Source organism: Demequina subtropica (assembly GCF_000971235.1).
Lineage (GTDB): Bacteria > Actinomycetota > Actinomycetes > Actinomycetales > Demequinaceae > Demequina > Demequina subtropica.
This window is the reverse complement of the sequence record NZ_BBMB01000011.1, coordinates 4547-22061: the sequence shown is the minus strand read 5'-3', so window position 1 is coordinate 22061 and position 17515 is coordinate 4547. Positions and strand designations below refer to the sequence as shown.

The following is a 17515-nucleotide window of genomic DNA, read 5'->3' as shown; positions in this document are numbered from 1 at the left end:
CCGCTCCCCGCCCGTCCCGTCAGGAGGGAATCCTGTGAAGTCACGAATCAGCACGCTCGCCGTCCCGGTCGGCGTCGTCGGCATCGTCATGCTGCTCGTCGTGCCGCTGCCCGCGGCGATGCTCGACTTCCTCATCGTGTTCAACATCGCGATGTCGCTCGTGGTCCTGCTCACGTCGATGTACGTGAAGAGGCCGCTCGACTTCTCGGTGTTCCCCTCGCTGCTGCTGGTGCTCACGCTGTTCCGCCTGGGCCTCAATGTGGCGTCGACGCGCCTGGTGCTGCGCGACGGCTACGCCGGCGAGGCGATCGGCGCGTTCGGCAACATCGTGGTGGGCGGCTCGCTCGTCATCGGCCTGGTGATCTTCCTCATCCTCGTGGTGATCCAGTTCGCGGTCATCACCAACGGTGCGGGCCGCGTCGCCGAGGTCGGCGCGCGGTTCACGCTCGACGCGATGCCGGGCAAGCAGATGGCGATCGACGCGGACCTCAACGCGGGCCTCATCGACGAGGCGACCGCGCGTCAGCGCCGCGCGGACGTCGCGGCCGAGGCCGACTTCTACGGCGCGATGGACGGAGGCTCGAAGTTCGTCAAGGGTGACGCGATCGCGGGCATCATCATCACCATCGTGAACCTCATCGGAGGCTTCGCGGTCGGCATGATGCAGATGAGCCTGTCCCCGCAGGAGTCGATCGAGAAGTTCTCGATGCTCACCATCGGCGACGGGCTGGTCTCGCAGATCCCCGCGCTGCTGCTGTCGGTGTCCACCGGAATCATCGTCACGCGCGCCACCGCCTCCGAGGACATGGGCACCACCGCGAGCCGCCAGCTGGGCCAGTCGCGCATCGCGCTGCTCATCGCCGGCAGCGCGGCGATCATGCTGGCGCTCGTGCCGGGCCTTCCCAAGGTGCCGTTCGTGCTCGTCGGCGCGGTGCTGCTCATCGCCGGCCAGCGGGTCGGCGCCAAGGAGAAGGCGGAGCTCGCGCAGGCCGAGGCCGGTCCCGCGCAGCTCGAGCCCGGCGCCCCCGAGCCCGACTCGCCCGAGGCGCTCATGGACCAGATGCGCGTCCACGCGCTCGAGATCCAGCTCGCCCCCGACCTGGTGGACCTGGTCGGCTCGGGAACCGAGCAGGACCTGCTCGCCCGCGTCCGCGGCCTGCGCCGCAAGGTCGCGATGGACCTCGGGCTCGTGATCCCGCCGGTCCGCACGCGCGACAGCGTCGACCTTCCGCGCTCGACCTACGTGGTGAAGATCGCGGGCGTAGAGGTCGGTCGCGGCGAGGCGCCCCCCGGCCGGCTGCTCGCGCTCGGCGACAACCTCGACCACCTCATGGGCACCCCGGTGCGCGAGCCCGTCTTCGGGCTCGCGGGCCGCTGGATCCCGGCGGAGGTGCGCGCGCAGGCGGAGCTCTCCGGCGCGACCGTGGTGGACCGCGTGTCCGTGCTCGTCACGCACCTCGGCTCGATCATCTCGGCCAACGCGCCGCGCCTGCTCAGCCGCGAGGACGTCCGCATCCTCGTCGACAACGTCAAGCAGCTCGACCGCGCCGTGGTCGACGAGCTGGTGCCGGGCCTGCTGTCGCTCGGCGAGGTCCAGCGCGTGCTGCACGGCCTGCTCGCGGAGCGCGTGTCCATCCGCGACCTGCCTCGCATCCTCGAGGGCCTCACGCTGCGCGCCAAGGTCTCGACGGACCCCGAGGGCCTCATCGAGGCGGCGCGCGGCGCGCTCGGCCCCGCGATCGCGGCGCCGTACGCCGAGGACGGCGTGCTGCGGGTCGTCACGCTCGAGCCGCTGCTCGAGCAGCACCTGGTCGAGCAGCGCCGGCCGGGCGACGAGGGCATGATCCTCGCGGTCGACCCCGACCGGCTCGAGCGCATGATCGGCTCGCTGCGCAGGCGCCTCGCCGAGGTCGAGCACGGGGGCCACGAGGCCGTGGTCGCGTGCGCGCCCGCGCTGCGCCCCGCGCTGCGCCGGACCGTCGCGACCGCGCTGCCGCTGGTGCCCGTGCTGTCCTACTCCGAGGTGACGTGCGCGCCCCTCCAGGTCGAGGCCGTGGGGGTGGTGAGCGATGCCGCGCAGGTTGCTGCTTGAGGGTCCCGATGCCGAGGCGCTGCTCGTGCGCGCACGTGAAGAGCACGGCCCCGAGGTGAGGGTGGTGCACGCGGAGCGCGTGCGCACCGGAGGCGTGCTCGGCTTCTTCGCGAGGGACACCTACGCGCTCACGGTCGAGGTGCCCGACGAGGCGCACACGCGCCTGCGCCCCGCATCGTCCCTGGTGGCACCGGGCGCCGGCCCGCAGCGGGACGCCGGGCTGGACGACGAGCTCGCGGACGTCGCCGCGGTGAGCCGCGAGCTGCTGGCCTCGGTCGCGCGCGACGCGGCCCCGGCGATGCCCGCGGCGGACACGCAGGACGAGTTCGGCGCGCTGCTCGCGCGCCTGGTCGCGGGCCCCGGCACGGACGATGCGCCCGCCGAGCCGCTCGCCCCCACGCCCGCGTGGGCGGCGGAGCCCGCCGCGCAGGTGAACGAGCCGACGACGATGCGCGACTTCGTGCCCGCGCGCTTCCCCGTGGCCGATGCGGGCGACCGCATCGTGGTCCGCGAGCCCGGGCACGAGGACGTCCCGGTCGCGCCCGCCGAGGCCGCCATGCAGGACCCGCACGCGGACCCGACCACGGGCGAGCTGCTCGCGCTCGGCGTGCCCGCCGCGCTGCTCGAGCATGACGAGCCCGGATCCCGCGTCGCGCTCGCGGCGCTCGTGCGCGGGCTCGACACGGTCCCGGCCGCCGCCGCGCCCGGCGAGCTGCTCGTCGTCGTGGGGGCGCCGGAGCGGGCCTTCGACGTCGCGTGCCAGGTCGCGCGCTGGCGCGGCATGGCCGCCACGGACGTCGCCCTCGCGGGCGACGCCGCGGCGGTCCCGGGTCACGGCCGACGGATCCGGACGGCCGCCGCCGCGCGCACCCTCCGCGAGCGTGTCGGCGGGCCGGACGCCACGGCGCATGCGATCGTCGCGCTCGGCGTCGAGGCGGCGTCGGACGCGTCGCTCATCGCCTCGCTCGTCGAGGCCCTGGACGCGCACGCGTGCTGGGCGGCCGTGGACGCGGAGGGCCGCGGCGGCGCCCCGGTCGAGTCGCTCATCGCCGCGGGAAGCGTCGATGCGACGGCGGTATCGGGCCTCGCGGCAAGCGACGAGCCGGGCCGCGCGCTCGGCGATCCGCTGCCGGTCGCGTGGATGGACGGCGTGCCCGCGTCGCGCGTCGCGTGGGCCGCGCGGCTCGACGAGGCGCTCGCGGCGCTGAGGGCGCGAGAGGCGCGCCCGTAGGGCCGGTTCGTCGCGTTCGCGCGTGAGCCGATACCTTTGACTCATGCTTGTCCTCTCCCGCCGCATCGGCGAGAAGCTCGTCATCGGCACCGACATCGTCGTGACGGTGCTCGACGTGCGCTCGGACGGGGTCCGCGTGGGCATCGATGCGCCGCGCGACGTGCGGGTGACCCGTGCGGAGATCCTCGAGGCGATCGAGAAGGAGAACGCCGCGGCCGCGCAGGCCGACGACGCCGCCGAGGAGAGCCTGCGCTCCCTCGCCCCGCCGACTCCCTGACACCCCGCCTGGCATGCGCGCCAGGACTGCTCACCACCCGGCGGCTCGTGCCGATGGGTCCCCCGACATGGCGGCGGTGCCGCCCCTGACGGGTGAGGGAGCATTTCTATGGACGCGATGGACGAGATCGTCCGCGAGTTCGTGGTGGAGAGCTACGAGAACCTCGACCAGCTCGATTCCGATCTGGTCGCCCTCGAGGGCGACGCGGGATCGCGATCGCTGCTGAGCTCGGTGTTCCGCACGATCCACACGATCAAGGGCACCAGCGGATTCCTGGGCTTCGGCTCGCTCGAGGGCGTGACCCACGTGGGCGAGAGCCTGCTCGCCGAGCTCCGCGACGGCAAGCGCGAGATGACGCAGCGCACCACCGACGTGCTGCTCACCATGGTCGACGCGGTGCGCGAGCTGCTGCGCTCGATCGAGTCCACCGGTGCCGAGGGAGACCTCGACACCACCGCCGTGGTCGCATCGATCCAGGCCGTGCTCGACGGCACCGAGGCGCCCGAGACCGCCGTGGCCGAGGCTCCGGTCGAGCCCGCGCCCGTCGACGAGGCACCCGCGGACGAGGCGCCGGCGGAGAAGCCCAAGCCCGCCCCCGTGCTTCCGGGCAGGAAGGCCGACGCCCCGCTGCCGGCCAAGCCGGCCGCCGCATCGTCCGCGCCCGAGCCCGCCGCGTCCGAGCCTGCCGCGGAGGAGGCGCCCGTGCGCTCCGCGACCGAGTCCTCGATCCGCGTCGACGTCGAGGTGCTCGACGCGCTCATGCGTCACGTGGGCGAGCTGGTGCTCGCGCGCAACGCGATGACGAGCCTCGCCGCGGACATCGACGACCCCGCCCTGGTGCACGCGACCCAGCGCCTCGCGCTCATCGCGACCGAGCTCCAGCAGGGCGTCATGAAGACGCGCATGCAGCCCATCGACAACGTGTGGTCGAAGGTCCCGCGCATGGTGCGCGACATCTCGGCCTCGCTCGGCCGCCAGGTGCGGCTCGACATGATCGGCAAGGAGACCGAGCTCGACCGTGGCGTCCTCGAGGCGATCAAGGACCCGCTGACGCACCTCATCCGCAACGCGATCGATCACGGCATCGAGTCGCCCGAGCAGCGCACCGCCGCGGGCAAGCCCACGCAGGGTGTGCTCACGCTCCGCGCGTTCCACCAGGGCGGCCAGGTGGTCATCGAGATCTCCGACGACGGCAAGGGCATCGACCCGCAGGCCATCGCCGCCAAGGCCGTCGAGCGCGGCCTGCGCAGCGCCGCCGACGTCGCGGACCTCGCGCCCCAGGACGTGTTCCAGCTGCTGTTCCTGCCCGGCTTCTCGACCGCGGAGCAGGTCACCCACGTGTCCGGCCGCGGCGTGGGCATGGACGTCGTGAAGACCAAGGTCGATGCGATCGGCGGCGTGGTCGACGTGCAGTCGACCGTCGGCGTGGGCACCACGTGGCGCCTGCGCATCCCGCTGACGCTCGCGATCATGCCGGCGCTCACCGTCGAGTGCGCGTCCGAGACGTACGCGATCCCGCAGATCAACCTGCTCGAGCTGCTCGCGATCGACGACAAGCAGACCGGCGTCGAGTACGTCGGCGAGGCCCCGGTGTTCCGCCTGCGCGGCCGCCTGCTGCCGCTCGTCGACCTTCGCGACGTGCTCGGCCGCACGCCGCGCGAGTCGCTCGTCGGCGCCGTCATCGCGGTGATGCACGCGGACGGCGGCCGCTTCGGCCTGCTGGTCGACCACGTGCGGAACACCGAGGAGATCGTGGCGAAGCCCATCGCGGCGGCGGTCAAGGGCATCGGGCTCTACGCCGGCGCGACGCTGCTGGGCGACGGCTCCGTGACGCTCATCCTCGACATCCCCGCCGTGGCACGCCGCGCGCTCGAGCTCCAGGAGGCGATCGGCGACGATCGCGACGCGGTGGCGACGAGCACGGGCGAGACCGAGCAGATGCTCATCGTCTCCGTGGGCGAGGACCGCCAGGTCGCGATGCCCATGGGCGCGGTCACGCGCCTCGAGCGCTTCCCCATGGAGGTCCTCGAGCGGGTCTCCGGCTCGCTCGTGATGCAGTACCGCGAGCGGATCACCCCCGTGGTGGACCTCGCGCAGGTGCTCGGGCTCGGCTCGACGTTCCGCGAGGAGCTCGCCGTGGTGGTCTGCCAGCGCGGCGACCGCTCCGTGGCGCTCGTCGCGGACGAGGTCGTCGACATCGTCGAGTGCGCGATCGCCGACCGCTCCGAGGTCTCGGGCTACGGCCTGCTGGGCTCGATCATCGTCCGCGGCCGGGTCACCGAGCTGCTGGACCTCGAGGCGACCGTGAGGGACGCCGACTCCGCCTTCTACGACGTGCAGGACGCCGAGCTCGTCGGCGCCGGATCGGAGCACTGAGATGCGACACCAGCTCGCCACGTTCAAGCTCGACGACTGCCTCTACGGCATCGACGTCGCGCGCGTCCAGGAGGCCCTGCGGATGCAGGCGCACACCCCGGTGCCGCACGCCCCCAAGGGCGTCGCCGGGCTCGTCAACCTGCGCGGACAGGTGGTCCTGCTGGTCGACCTGCGCGTGCGCCTGGGCCGTGAGGGCTTCGGCGAGGACGACGACCCGATGATGATGGTGGTCAAGGTCGACGGCGAGCCCGTCTCGCTCCTGGTGGACCAGGTGGGCGACGTGCTCGAGATCGACGGCAGCCGCTTCGGCTCACCGCCGCCCACGCTCGAGCCCGCCCTCCGCGACTTCGTCACCGGCGTGTACCAGCTGGACGACGAGCTGCTCCTCGCGCTCGACGTCGACCTCGCGGTCCAGGTCTAGGCGAGCGCCGGTGTCCCCGATCAGGGTGCTCGTCGTCGACGACTCGGTCGTCGTGCGGCGCATCGTCTCCGAGTCGCTCGCGTCCGATCCCGCCATCGAGGTGGTCGGGGTCGCGCAGAACGGCTCCATCGCGCTGACCAAGGTCGCGGCGCTCAAGCCCGACCTCATCACCATGGACATCGAGATGCCCGTGATGAACGGCATCGAGACGGTCCGTGCGCTGCGCCGCTCGGGCGTGCGCACCCCCATCGTGATGTTCTCGACGCTGACCTCGCATGGCGCGTCCGCGACGCTCGACGCGCTCGCGTCGGGGGCCTCGGACTACGCGACCAAGCCCACGCAGGTGGCCAACCCCGCCGAGGCGATCCGCGTCATCACGTCGCAGCTCATCCCCAAGGTCAAGGCGCTGTGCGGCGCCCCGGTCGTCGCGGCGGGCAGCGTCCGCACCCGACCCGCGTCCGCGTCGGCCCGCCCGCCGCGCGCCGTGGTCATCGGATCCTCGACCGGCGGTCCCGAGGCGCTCTCGAAGGTCTTCGGCGCGCTCGCCGCGCCGCTGCCGGTGCCGGTGGTGCTGGTGCAGCACATGCCGCCCATGTTCACCACGCAGCTCGCCGCGCGGCTCGACCGCATCGGCCCGTCGCGCGTGGTCGAGGCCGCCGGAAACGAGCGGCTCGTCCCGGGCACGGTGTACGTCGCTCCCGGCGACATGCACCTCGAGGTCAAGCAGGCCGGCAACGCCATCATCACGTCCCTGAACAAGGGTCCCCAGGTCAACTTCTGCCGTCCCGCGGTCGACGTGCTGTTCCGTTCGGCCGTCAAGGTCTACGGCGGCGACCTGCTGGGCGTGATGCTCACCGGCATGGGCTCCGACGGTCGCGATGCGACCCGTGGGCTCGTGGACGCGGGCGGCCGCATGATCGCGCAGGACCAGGCCACGTCCGTGGTGTGGGGCATGCCCGGCGCGGTGGCCGGCGCGGGCCTGGCCCACGAGATCCTGCCGCTCGACGCGATCGCGCCCGCGCTCGTGCGCGCGACCCAGGGCCGCACCGCCGGGAAGGAGGCCGTCGCATGACCATCGCACCCGACTCGTTCGACTTCGTCGCGACGCTCGTGAGGCGCCGCAGCGCGATCCAGCTCGACACCGGCAAGGAGTACCTGGTCGAGAGCCGCCTCGCGCCGCTCGCCCGCTCGGCGGGCGCGGCGGACGTCGAGTCGTACATCCGCTCCGTGCGCGCGAACGTGACGCTGCACGACAAGGTGGTCGAGGCGCTCACCACCAACGAGACCTCGTGGTTCCGCGACCGGCACCCGTTCAACGTGCTCAAGGACGTCGTGATCCCCGATGCGATCGCGCGACGCGGCAAGCACCTCAAGGTCTGGTCCGCCGCGTGCTCGTCCGGCCAGGAGCCGTACTCGATCGCGATGACCATCGCCGAGCACTTCCCCGACGTCCGCGCGAGCATCGTCGCGACCGACCTGTCGGAGGAGGTCCTCGCCAAGGGCCGCAGCGGTCAGTACTCGCAGCTCGAGGTCAACCGCGGCCTCCCGGCGCCGATGCTCGTGCGCCACTTCGAGCGCAAGGGCGCCTTCTTCGAGGCGAACGAGCGCCTGCGGTCCATGGTGGCGTTCCGTCGCCACAACCTCCTCGATGCGCCGCCCCTGGGCGGCCCCTACGACGTGGTGTTCCTGCGCAACGTCCTCATCTACTTCGACGTGGCGACCAAGCGTGACGTGATGCGTCGCGTGCGGTCGGTGCTCGCCCCCGGCGGCTGGGTCTTCCTGGGCGCGGCGGAGAGCACCATCGGCGTCGACGACATCTGGGAGCGCGTGCCCGTCGCGGGCGGCGCCCTGTACCGGCCCCGGGAAGGGAAGGCAGCATGAAGGCTCTTGTCATCGACGACTCGCGTGTGATGCGCAGGATCGTGGGAACGATCCTCAAGGACGTCGGCTTCGAGGTGATCGAGGCGGGCGACGGCCAGGAGGCGCTCATGCGGCTCGAGCAGCACCCCGACGTGCGCCTGTGCTGCATCGACTGGAACATGCCCGTGATGAACGGCTACGAGTTCATCGTCGCGGCGCGCTCCAAGCCCGAGTACCGCGACATCACGCTCATGATGATCACCACCGAGGGCGAGCAGGACCAGATCGTCCGCGCGCTCGCGGCCGGCGCTCACGAGTACGTCATCAAGCCGTTCACGGCGGACGTCATCATCGACAAGCTCGACTACCTGGGGCTGCTCGACCAGGAGGTCACGGTATGACCGCCGTCGTCGACTGGGCGCCCGTGCTCGACGCGGACCCGCTGCTGCAGATCACCCAGGACCTCTTCGCGACGATGATCGACGACGAGCCCGGCCACGTCTCGCACTGGGTGGGCGAGCGCCCCGCGCTCGAGGACGCCCGCTACACCTGGGTCGACGTCACCGACGAGCAGATCGTGCGCGTGGTGATCGGCACCGGTCGCGAGACCGGCGAGGCGATCACGCGTGCGCTGCTCACGATGGCCCCCGGCGAGGAGGTCACGGACGAGGACTTCATCGACGCCGTGGGCGAGGTCGCCAACGTCGTGTGCGGCAACGTCAAGTCGCTCGTCACGCACCCGGGCACGCTCACCATCCCGGTGGTGGCCGATGCGGCGCCGCCGCTCGGCGAGGGCGAGCGCCTGGTCGACGCGTGCCTGAGCTGGCGCGGTGCGCCGCTCACGGTCTCGCTCTGGGTGCTGCCGTAGCGGCGCCGACGCACACTGTTCTTTGAGGTAAGGAAGGGAGGCCGACGACATGAAGGTGATCGTCGCCGATGACAGCCGCGTGATGCGGCAGATCGTGATCCGCACGCTGAGGCAGGCGGGCTACGACTGGTGGGAGATCGAGGAGGCCGAGGACGGCGCCGACGCGCTCGCGAAGATCCGCGCGACCGCTCCGGACTTCGTGCTCTCGGACTGGAACATGCCGAACATGACGGGCATCGACCTGCTGCGCGCCCTGCGCGCGGAGGGCAACGAGACCCCGTTCGCGTTCGTGACCTCCGAGGGCTCCCCGCAGATGCGTGAGCAGGCGGACCAGGCGGGCGCGCTGTTCCTCATCGCGAAGCCGTTCACCGCGGACATCTTCCGCGAGACCATCGACCCCTTCATCGGGTGAGCGCGATGGAAGGCCTGCGACCCACCCCCGTCCCCAGCGCGTTCGAGATCCGCGAGCTGTTCGCCGGGATGCTCGGCCGCGAGGTCGAATGGGACGGCAACGCCAAGCGCGTCGACCCGCTCGACGGCGCGACCGTCGCGATGTACGTGGACGACCTCGGCAACCTCGCCGCGGTCGCGCTCGCGGACGTCCCGCTGACCGCTCGCGCCGGCTCGGCGATCGCGCTCATGCCGCCCATGGGCGCGGAGAGCGCCGTCAAGGACGGCCTCATCAGCCCCGCCATGTTCGACAACATGGCGGAGATCCTCAACGTCGCCGCGTCGATGTTCAACAAGTCGGACACGCCGCACCTCAAGCTGCAGGAGACCTTCGCCCCGCGCGAGACGCTCCCCGCGGACGTCAACGACCTGTGCCTGCTGCAGGGCAGCCGCATCGACGGCGCCCTCGAGATCCAGGGGTACGGCTCCGGCCGCATCTCGGTGGTCGTCGCCTACTGACGCCCACCTGACCTTCCGCACGGCCGTGCCTCCCGTCGGAGAGGCGCGGCCGTCGGTGCATCCGAGCGTGGTGGCTCAGGATGCGGGCTGGAATTCCCAGTGCCAGGGCTCGCGCGCGACGGCCTCGACGAAGCCGTAGCTCCCGGCGTTCTCGCGCATCCACGCCAGCGCATCGGCGTCGAGGCCCAGGTCCACGGCGAGGCCCCAGCCGTGCTGGCTGGTGCCGGGAACCGCGGCGAGGCCGCCGCTGCTGTACAGCCCCTTCGACGCGGCGAGGCTCACCTGCGAGTCGTAGTCGCGATAGCCGTCGGTGATGCCGATGGTGATGCCGTCCGCCCGGGCGTCGGCGAGCAGGGCGTCGAGCTGCTCCGTCGCGGGCGCCCACATGCGCTCGGTGGACCCGTCGATCGTGCTCAGCGCGCTCTCCGGGATGAGCCCGTTGCCGTAGCCGGCGAGCGTCACCGGGACGCCGTCCGCGTTGAGCTGCGCGGCCGCCGCCGCGAGAGGGTCGGCGGTCGCGGTCGCGGTCGCGAGCGTGTCCGCGAACACGGCGGACGATGCGCCCGCGGCGGTCGCGGTGCTGGAGGCGACGGCCGCCGTCGTGGTCGCGGCGGGGGTCACCGAGCCGATCAGCGAGTGGATCTCGCTGATGCGCTGGCTGATCGTGGCGATCGCATCCACCGGCGTCCCCTTCCATGCAGGTCTCCCGGGTCCCATCGGCCCGGGACCGGCGGGGTTGAGGGTTCGGGACGCCACGAGATCGTGATCCTCGCGCACCGCCGCGAACGCTCACCACGGACCGCGGCAGGCCGATGAGACCCGCGTCAACGCTGTGAAGAACGCGACCCCCTGGAGAGTCATGGACGTCCTGCCCGCTGTGCCGCACGCCACCTCGAGGCGTTTTCCCCTGACCGCGAAGATCCTCGGAGCCTTCGGGCTCGTGGTGGCGATCCTCGCCACCGTCGGTGTCTTCTCGATCGCCAAGATGCACGAGCAGGGCGACGCCCAGAAGGCGACCACCGAGCACGCCTACCGCGCGGACATGGCGGTCGCGAGCCTGACCGATGCGTTCTGGCAGATGCGGGCGCAGAGCCTGCGCCTGCGGGCGACCGAGCCCGAGGACCTGGCCGCCGAGTACGCGACCCTCACCGAGCTCCAGGCGGCCTTCGAGGCGGAGTTCGCGACGCTGGGCGCCGCGTTCGAGGAGCTCTTCGGGGTGCCCCTCGCCGACGACGGCAGCGGCCAGGAGACGTACGCGCGCTACAAGCTCGCGCAGGCCTCGGCCTTCGACCCCTCCTACACCGGTGAGGAGATCACCAAGGAGGAGCGCTCGGAGCTGGGCAACGCGATGGTGGCGGCGGTCGGCTCGCTGACCGAGCAGATCGGCCCGCAGATCCAGGCCGAGATCGCGGCCAGCGACGACGAGGTGTCCGCGACGGCGACGCTCCTCACGGTGATCGTCGTCGCCGGCATCGTGGCCGCGATCGCGCTCGGCCTGGTCCTGGCGCGCCGCATCACCGGGGCGGCCGGCGAGCTCAAGACCGCGATCGACGCGATGGCGGACGGCGATCTCACGGTCGAGGCCACGGTGAGGAGCAACGACGAGGTGGGCGACATGGCCGCCTCGCTCGCCCGCGCCCAGTCGGCGCTGCGGGAGACGATGTCGGGTGTGGTGACGTCCGCTGTCACCGTCGCCGCCGCCGCGGAGGAGCTGTCCGCCGCGAACGCGCAGGTCTCGGCGGGCTCGCAGGAGACGTCGGCTCGTGCCGGTGTGGTGGCGAACGCCGCGGATGAGGTCAACCGCAGCGTTCAGGCCGTCGCTTCTGGCGCCGAGCAGATGGGCGCTTCCATCAAGGAGATCTCGCACAACGCGAACGAGGCCGCCCGGGTGGCGGCTCAGGCGACGGGCGTGGCCGAGGCCACGAACGAGAAGGTCGCGCGTCTGGGTGTCTCGAGCCAGGAGATCGGCGAGGTCATCAAGGTCATCTCCAGCATCGCCGAGCAGACGAACCTGCTGGCGCTGAACGCGACCATCGAGGCCGCGCGTGCCGGTGAGGCCGGCAAGGGCTTCGCGGTCGTGGCCGGCGAGGTCAAGGATCTGGCGCAGGAGACCGCGAAGGCGACCGAGGAGGTCGCGCGTCGTGTGGCGGCGATCCAGGAGGACACCGGCGGCGCGGTCGACGCGATCGGCGAGATCTCGCACATCGTCAAGCAGATCAACGACTTCCAGCTGACCATCGCGTCGGCGGTGGAGGAGCAGACCGCGACCACCGCCGAGATGTCCCGTGGCGTGGCCGAGGCCGCGACCGGCTCGGGCGACATCGCCTCGTCCATCTCGACCGTCGCCCAGTCCTCCGCCGAGGCCTCCGCCGTGCTCGACCAGATCGGCGCCTCGGTGTCCGAGCTCGCGGAGCTCTCGGCGGGCCTGCGCGCCAAGGTCGAGACCTTCACCTACTAGCACCCTCAGGCCCCACGCCTACGTACCGGAGAATCATGAGCAACACCACGACCGAACGACGCGCACGCCGCCGCTTCAGCCTTGCGGCACGGCTCGGAGCCACCTTCGCGGGCCAGATCATCCTGGTCCTCATCCTCGGCACCGTCGCCGTCACCCAGCTCACCGACCAGGGCGACCACGACACCGAGACGATGGAGACCTTCGCCGCGCTCGAGGCGAAGGTGAGCGTCGTCGACGATGCGGTCTGGGAGGCGCGGCACTTCAGCGCGGTCCTCGCCATGATCCCGGAGGCCGGGATCGCCGGCGGGCTCGAGACGGAGCAGGCGATGTTCGACGCGGCCGATGTCGCGTTCCAGGACCTCCTCGCCTCGTTCGAGGCCGCGTACGGCGAGCCGATGGTGATCGACGAGGCCGCGATCGCCTCATGGCAGCAGTTCCAGGAGCAGATCCTCACCGCGTACGGCTCCGGCGGCGGGATCGCGTCGATCGACGGCGAGGCGCTCAACGAGCTCGGCGCGCATGCGCAGGAGGCGGTGCAGGCCCTGACCGATCAGGTGGCGGCCAAGGGCGCGAGCGAGATCCAGGACGCTCGCGACGCGAGCGAGCGTGCCCAGCTCACCATCCTCGTGATCGTCGCCCTCACGGTCGCGGCGAGCGTGCTCATCGGCGTGATCATCACGCGCCGCATCACGCGCAGCGTCGGCGACGTCAAGCACGCGATCGATGCGCTCGCGGACGGCGATCTCACGGTCGCCGTGAGCGTCTCGAGCACCGACGAGATCGGCGACATGGCCGCCTCGCTCACCCGTGCGCAGTCCTCGCTGCGGGAGACGATGTCGGGTGTGGTGTCGTCGGCGGTGACGGTGGCGGCTGCGGCGGAGGAGTTGTCTGCCGCGAATGCTCAGGTCTCGGCGGGCTCGCAGGAGACCTCCGCCCGTGCGGGTGTGGTGGCGAATGCCGCCGATGAGGTCAACCGGTCCGTCCAGGCCGTCGCGTCCGGTGCGGAGCAGATGGGTGCCTCCATCAAGGAGATCTCGCACAACGCGAACGAGGCCGCTCGTGTGGCGGCTCAGGCGACCACGGTCGCGGAGTCGACGAACGAGAAGGTCGCCCGTCTGGGCGCGTCCTCGCAGGAGATCGGTGAGGTCATCAAGGTGATCTCCCAGATCGCCGAGCAGACGAACCTGTTGGCGCTGAACGCGACGATCGAGGCCGCGCGTGCCGGCGAGGCCGGCAAGGGCTTCGCTGTGGTTGCGGGCGAGGTCAAGGACCTGGCGCAGGAGACCGCGAAGGCGACCGAGGAGGTCGCCCGGCGCGTGTCCGCGATCCAGGAGGACACCGGCGGCGCGGTCGACGCGATCGGCGAGATCAGCGAGATCGTCAAGCAGATCAACGACTTCCAGCTGACCATCGCGTCGGCGGTGGAGGAGCAGACCGCGACGACTGCGGAGATGTCTCGCGGCGTGGCCGAGGCCGCGACCGGCTCGGGCGACATCGCATCGTCCATCTCCGGTGTGGCGCAGGCCGCGCAGGAGGCATCGACCGTGCTCGACCAGATCGGTGCCTCGGTGTCGGAGCTCGCGGAGCTCTCGGCGTCGCTGCGCGCCAAGGTCGAGACCTTCCACTACTGAACATCCCCCTCGGGCGTTCGCGCCCCCCTCACCAATGGACTGGAGAGACATGAACACGCATGAGGCTGCTGGGACGCGTCACGGACGCCGCTTCCCGCTCGCGGCACAGGTCTTCGGCGCGGTCGGCGGCGTGCTCGCCGCCCTCGGGCTCGCGACCGCGGTGTCGATCGGCACCGTCAACGATCTGCAGGACAAGGACGCGGCGCTGCGCGCCGAGCAGGCCGCGATGACCGAGGGCATGGCGGACCTGCTCGACACCCTGTGGGACGCGCGCCTCGCGGGCTTCAAGCTCGACGCCGCTGCCGAGGGTGCCATCCCGAACCTGGTTGAGAAGCTCAAGACGCGCTACGCGTTCGTCGACGAGGAGCTCGCCTCCTTCGCCGCGCTCTACGAGGAGACGTTCGGCGAGGAGCTGCCGTCCATCGAGCTCGCGAGCGGCACGTGGGAGCAGTACAAGGCCGCCGTGCTGTCGGCGTGGGAGCCGACCGCGGGCGTCGACCCGGCGTCCGAGGCCGAGCGCTCGGGCTTCGACACCACCGTCGAGTCCCAGTTCAACGAGTTCGACGCCCACGTGGGCATGAACCTCGATGCAGCATCGCGCGCTGTCGCGGACGATGCTGCCGCCGCCACGACACTGCTGTTCATCGTGCTCGCGGTCGGGGCCGGTGCCGGCGCCGCCTTCGCGTGGCTGGTCGGGCGCCGCATCCGCCGCAACTCGGCGATCCTCAAGGAGTCGATGGCGGCGCTGGCCGCCGGCGACCTCACGGTGACGGCGCACGTCACCAGCCGCGATGAGATGGGCGAGATGGCGGAGCTGCTGTCCTCGGCCCAGTCCGCGCTGCGGGAGACGATGTCGGGTGTGGTGTCGTCGGCGGTGACGGTGGCGGCTGCTGCTGAGGAGCTGTCGGCGGCGAATGCCGAGGTGTCGGCGGGTTCGCAGGAGACGAGCGCCCGTGCGGGTGTGGTGGCGAATGCTGCTGATGAGGTGAACCGTTCCGTGCAGGCCGTCGCCTCCGGTGCGGAGCAGATGGGTGCGTCGATCAAGGAGATCTCGCACAATGCGAACGAGGCCGCTCGTGTGGCGGCTCAGGCGACCACGGTCGCTGAGTCGACGAACGAGAAGGTCGCCCGTCTGGGTGTGTCGAGCCAGGAGATCGGTGAGGTCATCAAGGTGATCTCGAGCATTGCCGAGCAGACGAACCTGTTGGCGCTGAACGCGACGATCGAGGCGGCGCGTGCTGGTGAGGCTGGCAAGGGCTTCGCCGTGGTTGCGGGTGAGGTCAAGGATCTGGCGCAGGAGACCGCGAAGGCGACCGAGGAGGTCGCGCGTCGTGTGGCGGCGATCCAGGAGGACACCGGCGGTGCCGTGGATGCGATCGGTGAGATCAGCGAGATCGTCAAGCAGATCAACGACTTCCAGCTGACGATCGCGTCGGCGGTGGAGGAGCAGACCGCGACCACCGCGGAGATGAGCCGCGGCGTCGCCGAGGCCGCGACCGGGTCGTCCGATATCGCGGGCTCGATCTCGACGGTCGCGCAGGCGTCCTCGGATGCCGCGTCGGTACTGGACCAGATCGGCGCCTCGGTGTCCGAGCTCGCGGAGCTGTCCGCGGATCTGCGCGCCAAGGTCGAGACCTTCACCTACTGACGCACCCCGCCCAGCTTGACGTCGCGGGCTCGTCCCGCATCGCGCATCGTCCCCACACGCCGTATGCGCGCGGCATCCCCTCGATGCTGTGAATGGAGATCAACATGGAAACCCCCGAGACCGCTCCGGGCCGGAAGGCCCTGCGGTTCACCCTCGCCGCCCGCATGACCCTCGCGTTCGGCGTGCTCTTCGTGCTCGTGGCGACGATGGCCGTGCTGTCCGTGAGCCAGCTCACCCGCCAGGGTGACGCCAACGCCGCGACGCTGGAGTCCTACGTCGCGGTGGAGGCCTCGATCGCGGATGTCTCCGAGGCGATGTGGGAGGTGCGGGCCCACGCGCTGCACACGCGGGCCCTGCCCGAGGAGCAGCGCGCGGAGGCGACGGTCGAGCAGGCCGAGAACATCGCCGCGGCGACCCAGGCGCTTCAGGACTTCGGCGCGCTCTTCGAGGAGACGTACGGCGAACCTGTGGCCGAGGATGCCGCGGCGCTCGCGACGTGGGCCGACTTCGCGGATGCCGTGACCGCGCCCTATGCGCCGGGCTCGACCGTGGCCGAGCTCTCGGCCGACGAGCTCGAGACGATGGGCGCCGAGATCATCGCGGCCGTCGACGGCCTCCGGGACCAGGTGCTGGCCCACGGCGCGGCGGACCTGCAGGCGACGCGCGACGACGCCTCCACGGTCCAGACCACCATGACCATCCTCGCGGCCATCGCGCTGCTCGGGTGCGTCGGCGTCGGCATCTCGCTCACCCGCCGCCTTATCGGAGCCGTGCGGGCGATCAGCACCACGGTCGAGGCGATGGCGGACGGCAACCTCACGGTCGAGGCGACGGTGAAGAGCAACGACGAGGTGGGCGACATGGCGCGCACCCTGTCGCGTGCGCAGTCGGCGCTGCGGGAGACGATGTCGGGTGTGGTGTCGTCGGCGGTGACGGTGGCGGCTGCTGCTGAGGAGCTGTCGGCGGCGAACGCGCAGGTCTCGGCGGGCTCGCAGGAGACCAGCGCCCGTGCGGGTGTGGTGGCGAATGCCGCCGATGAGGTCAACCGGTCCGTCCAGGCCGTCGCGTCCGGTGCGGAGCAGATGGGTGCCTCCATCAAGGAGATCTCGCACAACGCGAACGAGGCCGCTCGCGTCGCCGCGCAGGCGACCACCGTGGCGGAGTCGACCAACGAGAAGGTGGCCCGCCTGGGCGCGTCCTCGCAGGAGATCGGTGAGGTCATCAAGGTGATCTCCCAGATCGCCGAGCAGACGAACCTGCTGGCGCTGAACGCGACCATCGAGGCCGCTCGTGCTGGCGAGGCCGGCAAGGGCTTCGCTGTGGTCGCCGGTGAGGTCAAGGACCTGGCGCAGGAGACCGCGAAGGCGACCGAGGAGGTCGCCCGACGCGTGTCCGCCATCCAGGAGGACACCGGCGGCGCCGTGGATGCGATCGGCGAGATCTCGGAGATCGTGAAGCAGATCAACGACTTCCAGCTGACGATCGCGTCGGCGGTGGAGGAGCAGACCGCGACCACGGCGGAGATGTCCCGTGGCGTGGCCGAGGCCGCGACCGGCTCGGGCGACATCGCATCGTCCATCTCCGGTGTGGCGCAGGCTGCGCAGGAGGCATCGACCGTGCTCGACCAGATCGGTGCGTCGGTGTCGGAGCTTGCGGAGCTCTCGGCGTCGCTTCGCGCAAAGGTCGAGACCTTCACGTACTAGAACCACACGAGCCCAACGGCGGGCCCGCGCGAGAGCTGTCT

The 17515-nt window shown here is 71.4% G+C and carries 16 protein-coding genes; 15 read left to right on the top strand and 1 reads right to left on the bottom strand.

Features of this window, described 5'->3' with window-relative positions; genetic code table 11:
* The first annotated feature begins 34 nt into the window (after nt 1-34).
* The 11 genes from AOM06_RS09720 to AOM06_RS09670 all read left to right on the top strand — a co-directional run bounded on the left by AOM06_RS09720 (nt 35) and on the right by AOM06_RS09670 (nt 10034).
* Nucleotides 35-2092 carry a flagellar biosynthesis protein FlhA gene (locus AOM06_RS09720; protein WP_062305259.1) on the top strand — a complete coding sequence of 686 codons (2058 nt, stop codon included), beginning with the start codon at nt 35-37 and terminating at the stop codon, nt 2090-2092.
* Nucleotides 2070-3323, top strand: coding sequence for a hypothetical protein (locus tag AOM06_RS09715; RefSeq protein ID WP_062305257.1), 1254 nt, complete (start codon nt 2070-2072; stop codon nt 3321-3323). The genes AOM06_RS09720 and AOM06_RS09715 overlap by 23 nt, the downstream gene beginning before the upstream one ends.
* Before the next feature lie 43 nt (nt 3324-3366).
* Nucleotides 3367-3600 carry a carbon storage regulator CsrA gene (gene csrA / locus AOM06_RS09710; protein WP_062305255.1) on the top strand — a complete coding sequence of 78 codons (234 nt, stop codon included), beginning with the start codon at nt 3367-3369 and terminating at the stop codon, nt 3598-3600.
* A 108-nt stretch (nt 3601-3708) separates the two neighbouring features.
* Nucleotides 3709-5976 (top strand): chemotaxis protein CheW, encoded by a 2268-nt coding sequence (locus tag AOM06_RS09705; RefSeq protein WP_062305252.1) that lies wholly within the window; start codon nt 3709-3711, stop codon nt 5974-5976.
* Nucleotide 5977: 1 nt separating this feature from the next.
* On the top strand, nt 5978-6397 hold the full coding sequence (locus AOM06_RS09700; RefSeq protein WP_062305249.1) for a chemotaxis protein CheW: 420 nt from the start codon (nt 5978-5980) through the stop codon (nt 6395-6397).
* A 10-nt stretch (nt 6398-6407) separates the two neighbouring features.
* Nucleotides 6408-7469, top strand: coding sequence for a protein-glutamate methylesterase/protein-glutamine glutaminase (locus tag AOM06_RS09695; protein ID WP_062305247.1), 1062 nt, complete (start codon nt 6408-6410; stop codon nt 7467-7469).
* The gene (locus tag AOM06_RS09690) at nt 7466-8278 is read left to right on the top strand and encodes a CheR family methyltransferase (protein WP_062305244.1); all 813 of its coding nucleotides are present in this window, start codon (nt 7466-7468) and stop codon (nt 8276-8278) included. The genes AOM06_RS09695 and AOM06_RS09690 overlap by 4 nt, the downstream gene beginning before the upstream one ends.
* Nucleotides 8275-8658, top strand: coding sequence for a response regulator (locus tag AOM06_RS09685; protein ID WP_062305242.1), 384 nt, complete (start codon nt 8275-8277; stop codon nt 8656-8658). Before AOM06_RS09690 ends, AOM06_RS09685 begins: the two co-directional genes overlap by 4 nt.
* The gene (locus AOM06_RS09680) at nt 8655-9125 is read left to right on the top strand and encodes a chemotaxis protein CheX (protein ID WP_062305238.1); all 471 of its coding nucleotides are present in this window, start codon (nt 8655-8657) and stop codon (nt 9123-9125) included. The genes AOM06_RS09685 and AOM06_RS09680 overlap by 4 nt, the downstream gene beginning before the upstream one ends.
* A 49-nt stretch (nt 9126-9174) precedes the next feature.
* Nucleotides 9175-9537, top strand: coding sequence for a response regulator (locus AOM06_RS09675; RefSeq protein WP_062305236.1), 363 nt, complete (start codon nt 9175-9177; stop codon nt 9535-9537).
* Between the two features lie 5 nt (nt 9538-9542).
* A complete protein-coding gene (locus tag AOM06_RS09670) occupies nt 9543-10034 on the top strand; it encodes a hypothetical protein (protein WP_062305232.1) in 492 nt (163 codons plus the stop codon).
* Nucleotides 10035-10109: 75 nt separating this feature from the next.
* On the opposite strand, the gene AOM06_RS09665 is transcribed toward AOM06_RS09670, so the two are convergent.
* The gene (locus AOM06_RS09665) at nt 10110-10715 is read right to left on the bottom strand and encodes a M15 family metallopeptidase (protein WP_062305229.1); all 606 of its coding nucleotides are present in this window, start codon (nt 10713-10715) and stop codon (nt 10110-10112) included.
* A gap of 178 nt (nt 10716-10893) precedes the next feature.
* Between AOM06_RS09665 and AOM06_RS09660 the strand changes: the two genes are divergently transcribed.
* The 4 genes from AOM06_RS09660 to AOM06_RS09645 all read left to right on the top strand — a co-directional run bounded on the left by AOM06_RS09660 (nt 10894) and on the right by AOM06_RS09645 (nt 17474).
* Nucleotides 10894-12492 (top strand): methyl-accepting chemotaxis protein, encoded by a 1599-nt coding sequence (locus AOM06_RS09660; RefSeq protein ID WP_082105481.1) that lies wholly within the window; start codon nt 10894-10896, stop codon nt 12490-12492.
* Between the two features lie 35 nt (nt 12493-12527).
* A complete protein-coding gene (locus AOM06_RS09655; protein WP_062305226.1) occupies nt 12528-14123 on the top strand; it encodes a methyl-accepting chemotaxis protein in 1596 nt (531 codons plus the stop codon).
* Between the two features lie 49 nt (nt 14124-14172).
* On the top strand, nt 14173-15771 hold the full coding sequence (locus tag AOM06_RS09650) for a methyl-accepting chemotaxis protein (protein WP_062305224.1): 1599 nt from the start codon (nt 14173-14175) through the stop codon (nt 15769-15771).
* Nucleotides 15772-15875: 104 nt separating this feature from the next.
* The gene (locus AOM06_RS09645) at nt 15876-17474 is read left to right on the top strand and encodes a methyl-accepting chemotaxis protein (protein ID WP_228372921.1); all 1599 of its coding nucleotides are present in this window, start codon (nt 15876-15878) and stop codon (nt 17472-17474) included.
* Nucleotides 17475-17515 lie beyond the last annotated feature (41 nt).

Bases quoted from the DNA above. Each gene is read 5' to 3' on its own strand.
- AOM06_RS09650 (WP_062305224.1), top strand. From the start codon at position 14,173: ATGAACACGCATGAGGCTGCTGGGACGCGTCACGGACGCCGCTTCCCG.
- AOM06_RS09690 (WP_062305244.1), top strand. From the start codon at position 7,466: ATGACCATCGCACCCGACTCGTTCGACTTCGTCGCGACGCTCGTGAGG.
- AOM06_RS09715 (WP_062305257.1), top strand. From the start codon at position 2,070: ATGCCGCGCAGGTTGCTGCTTGAGGGTCCCGATGCCGAGGCGCTGCTC.
- AOM06_RS09675 (WP_062305236.1), top strand. From the start codon at position 9,175: ATGAAGGTGATCGTCGCCGATGACAGCCGCGTGATGCGGCAGATCGTG.
- AOM06_RS09705 (WP_062305252.1), top strand. From the start codon at position 3,709: ATGGACGCGATGGACGAGATCGTCCGCGAGTTCGTGGTGGAGAGCTAC.
- AOM06_RS09680 (WP_062305238.1), top strand. From the start codon at position 8,655: ATGACCGCCGTCGTCGACTGGGCGCCCGTGCTCGACGCGGACCCGCTG.
- AOM06_RS09655 (WP_062305226.1), top strand. From the start codon at position 12,528: ATGAGCAACACCACGACCGAACGACGCGCACGCCGCCGCTTCAGCCTT.
- csrA (WP_062305255.1), top strand. From the start codon at position 3,367: ATGCTTGTCCTCTCCCGCCGCATCGGCGAGAAGCTCGTCATCGGCACC.
- AOM06_RS09670 (WP_062305232.1), top strand. From the start codon at position 9,543: ATGGAAGGCCTGCGACCCACCCCCGTCCCCAGCGCGTTCGAGATCCGC.
- AOM06_RS09685 (WP_062305242.1), top strand. From the start codon at position 8,275: ATGAAGGCTCTTGTCATCGACGACTCGCGTGTGATGCGCAGGATCGTG.
- AOM06_RS09700 (WP_062305249.1), top strand. From the start codon at position 5,978: ATGCGACACCAGCTCGCCACGTTCAAGCTCGACGACTGCCTCTACGGC.
- AOM06_RS09660 (WP_082105481.1), top strand. From the start codon at position 10,894: ATGGACGTCCTGCCCGCTGTGCCGCACGCCACCTCGAGGCGTTTTCCC.
- AOM06_RS09645 (WP_228372921.1), top strand. From the start codon at position 15,876: ATGGAAACCCCCGAGACCGCTCCGGGCCGGAAGGCCCTGCGGTTCACC.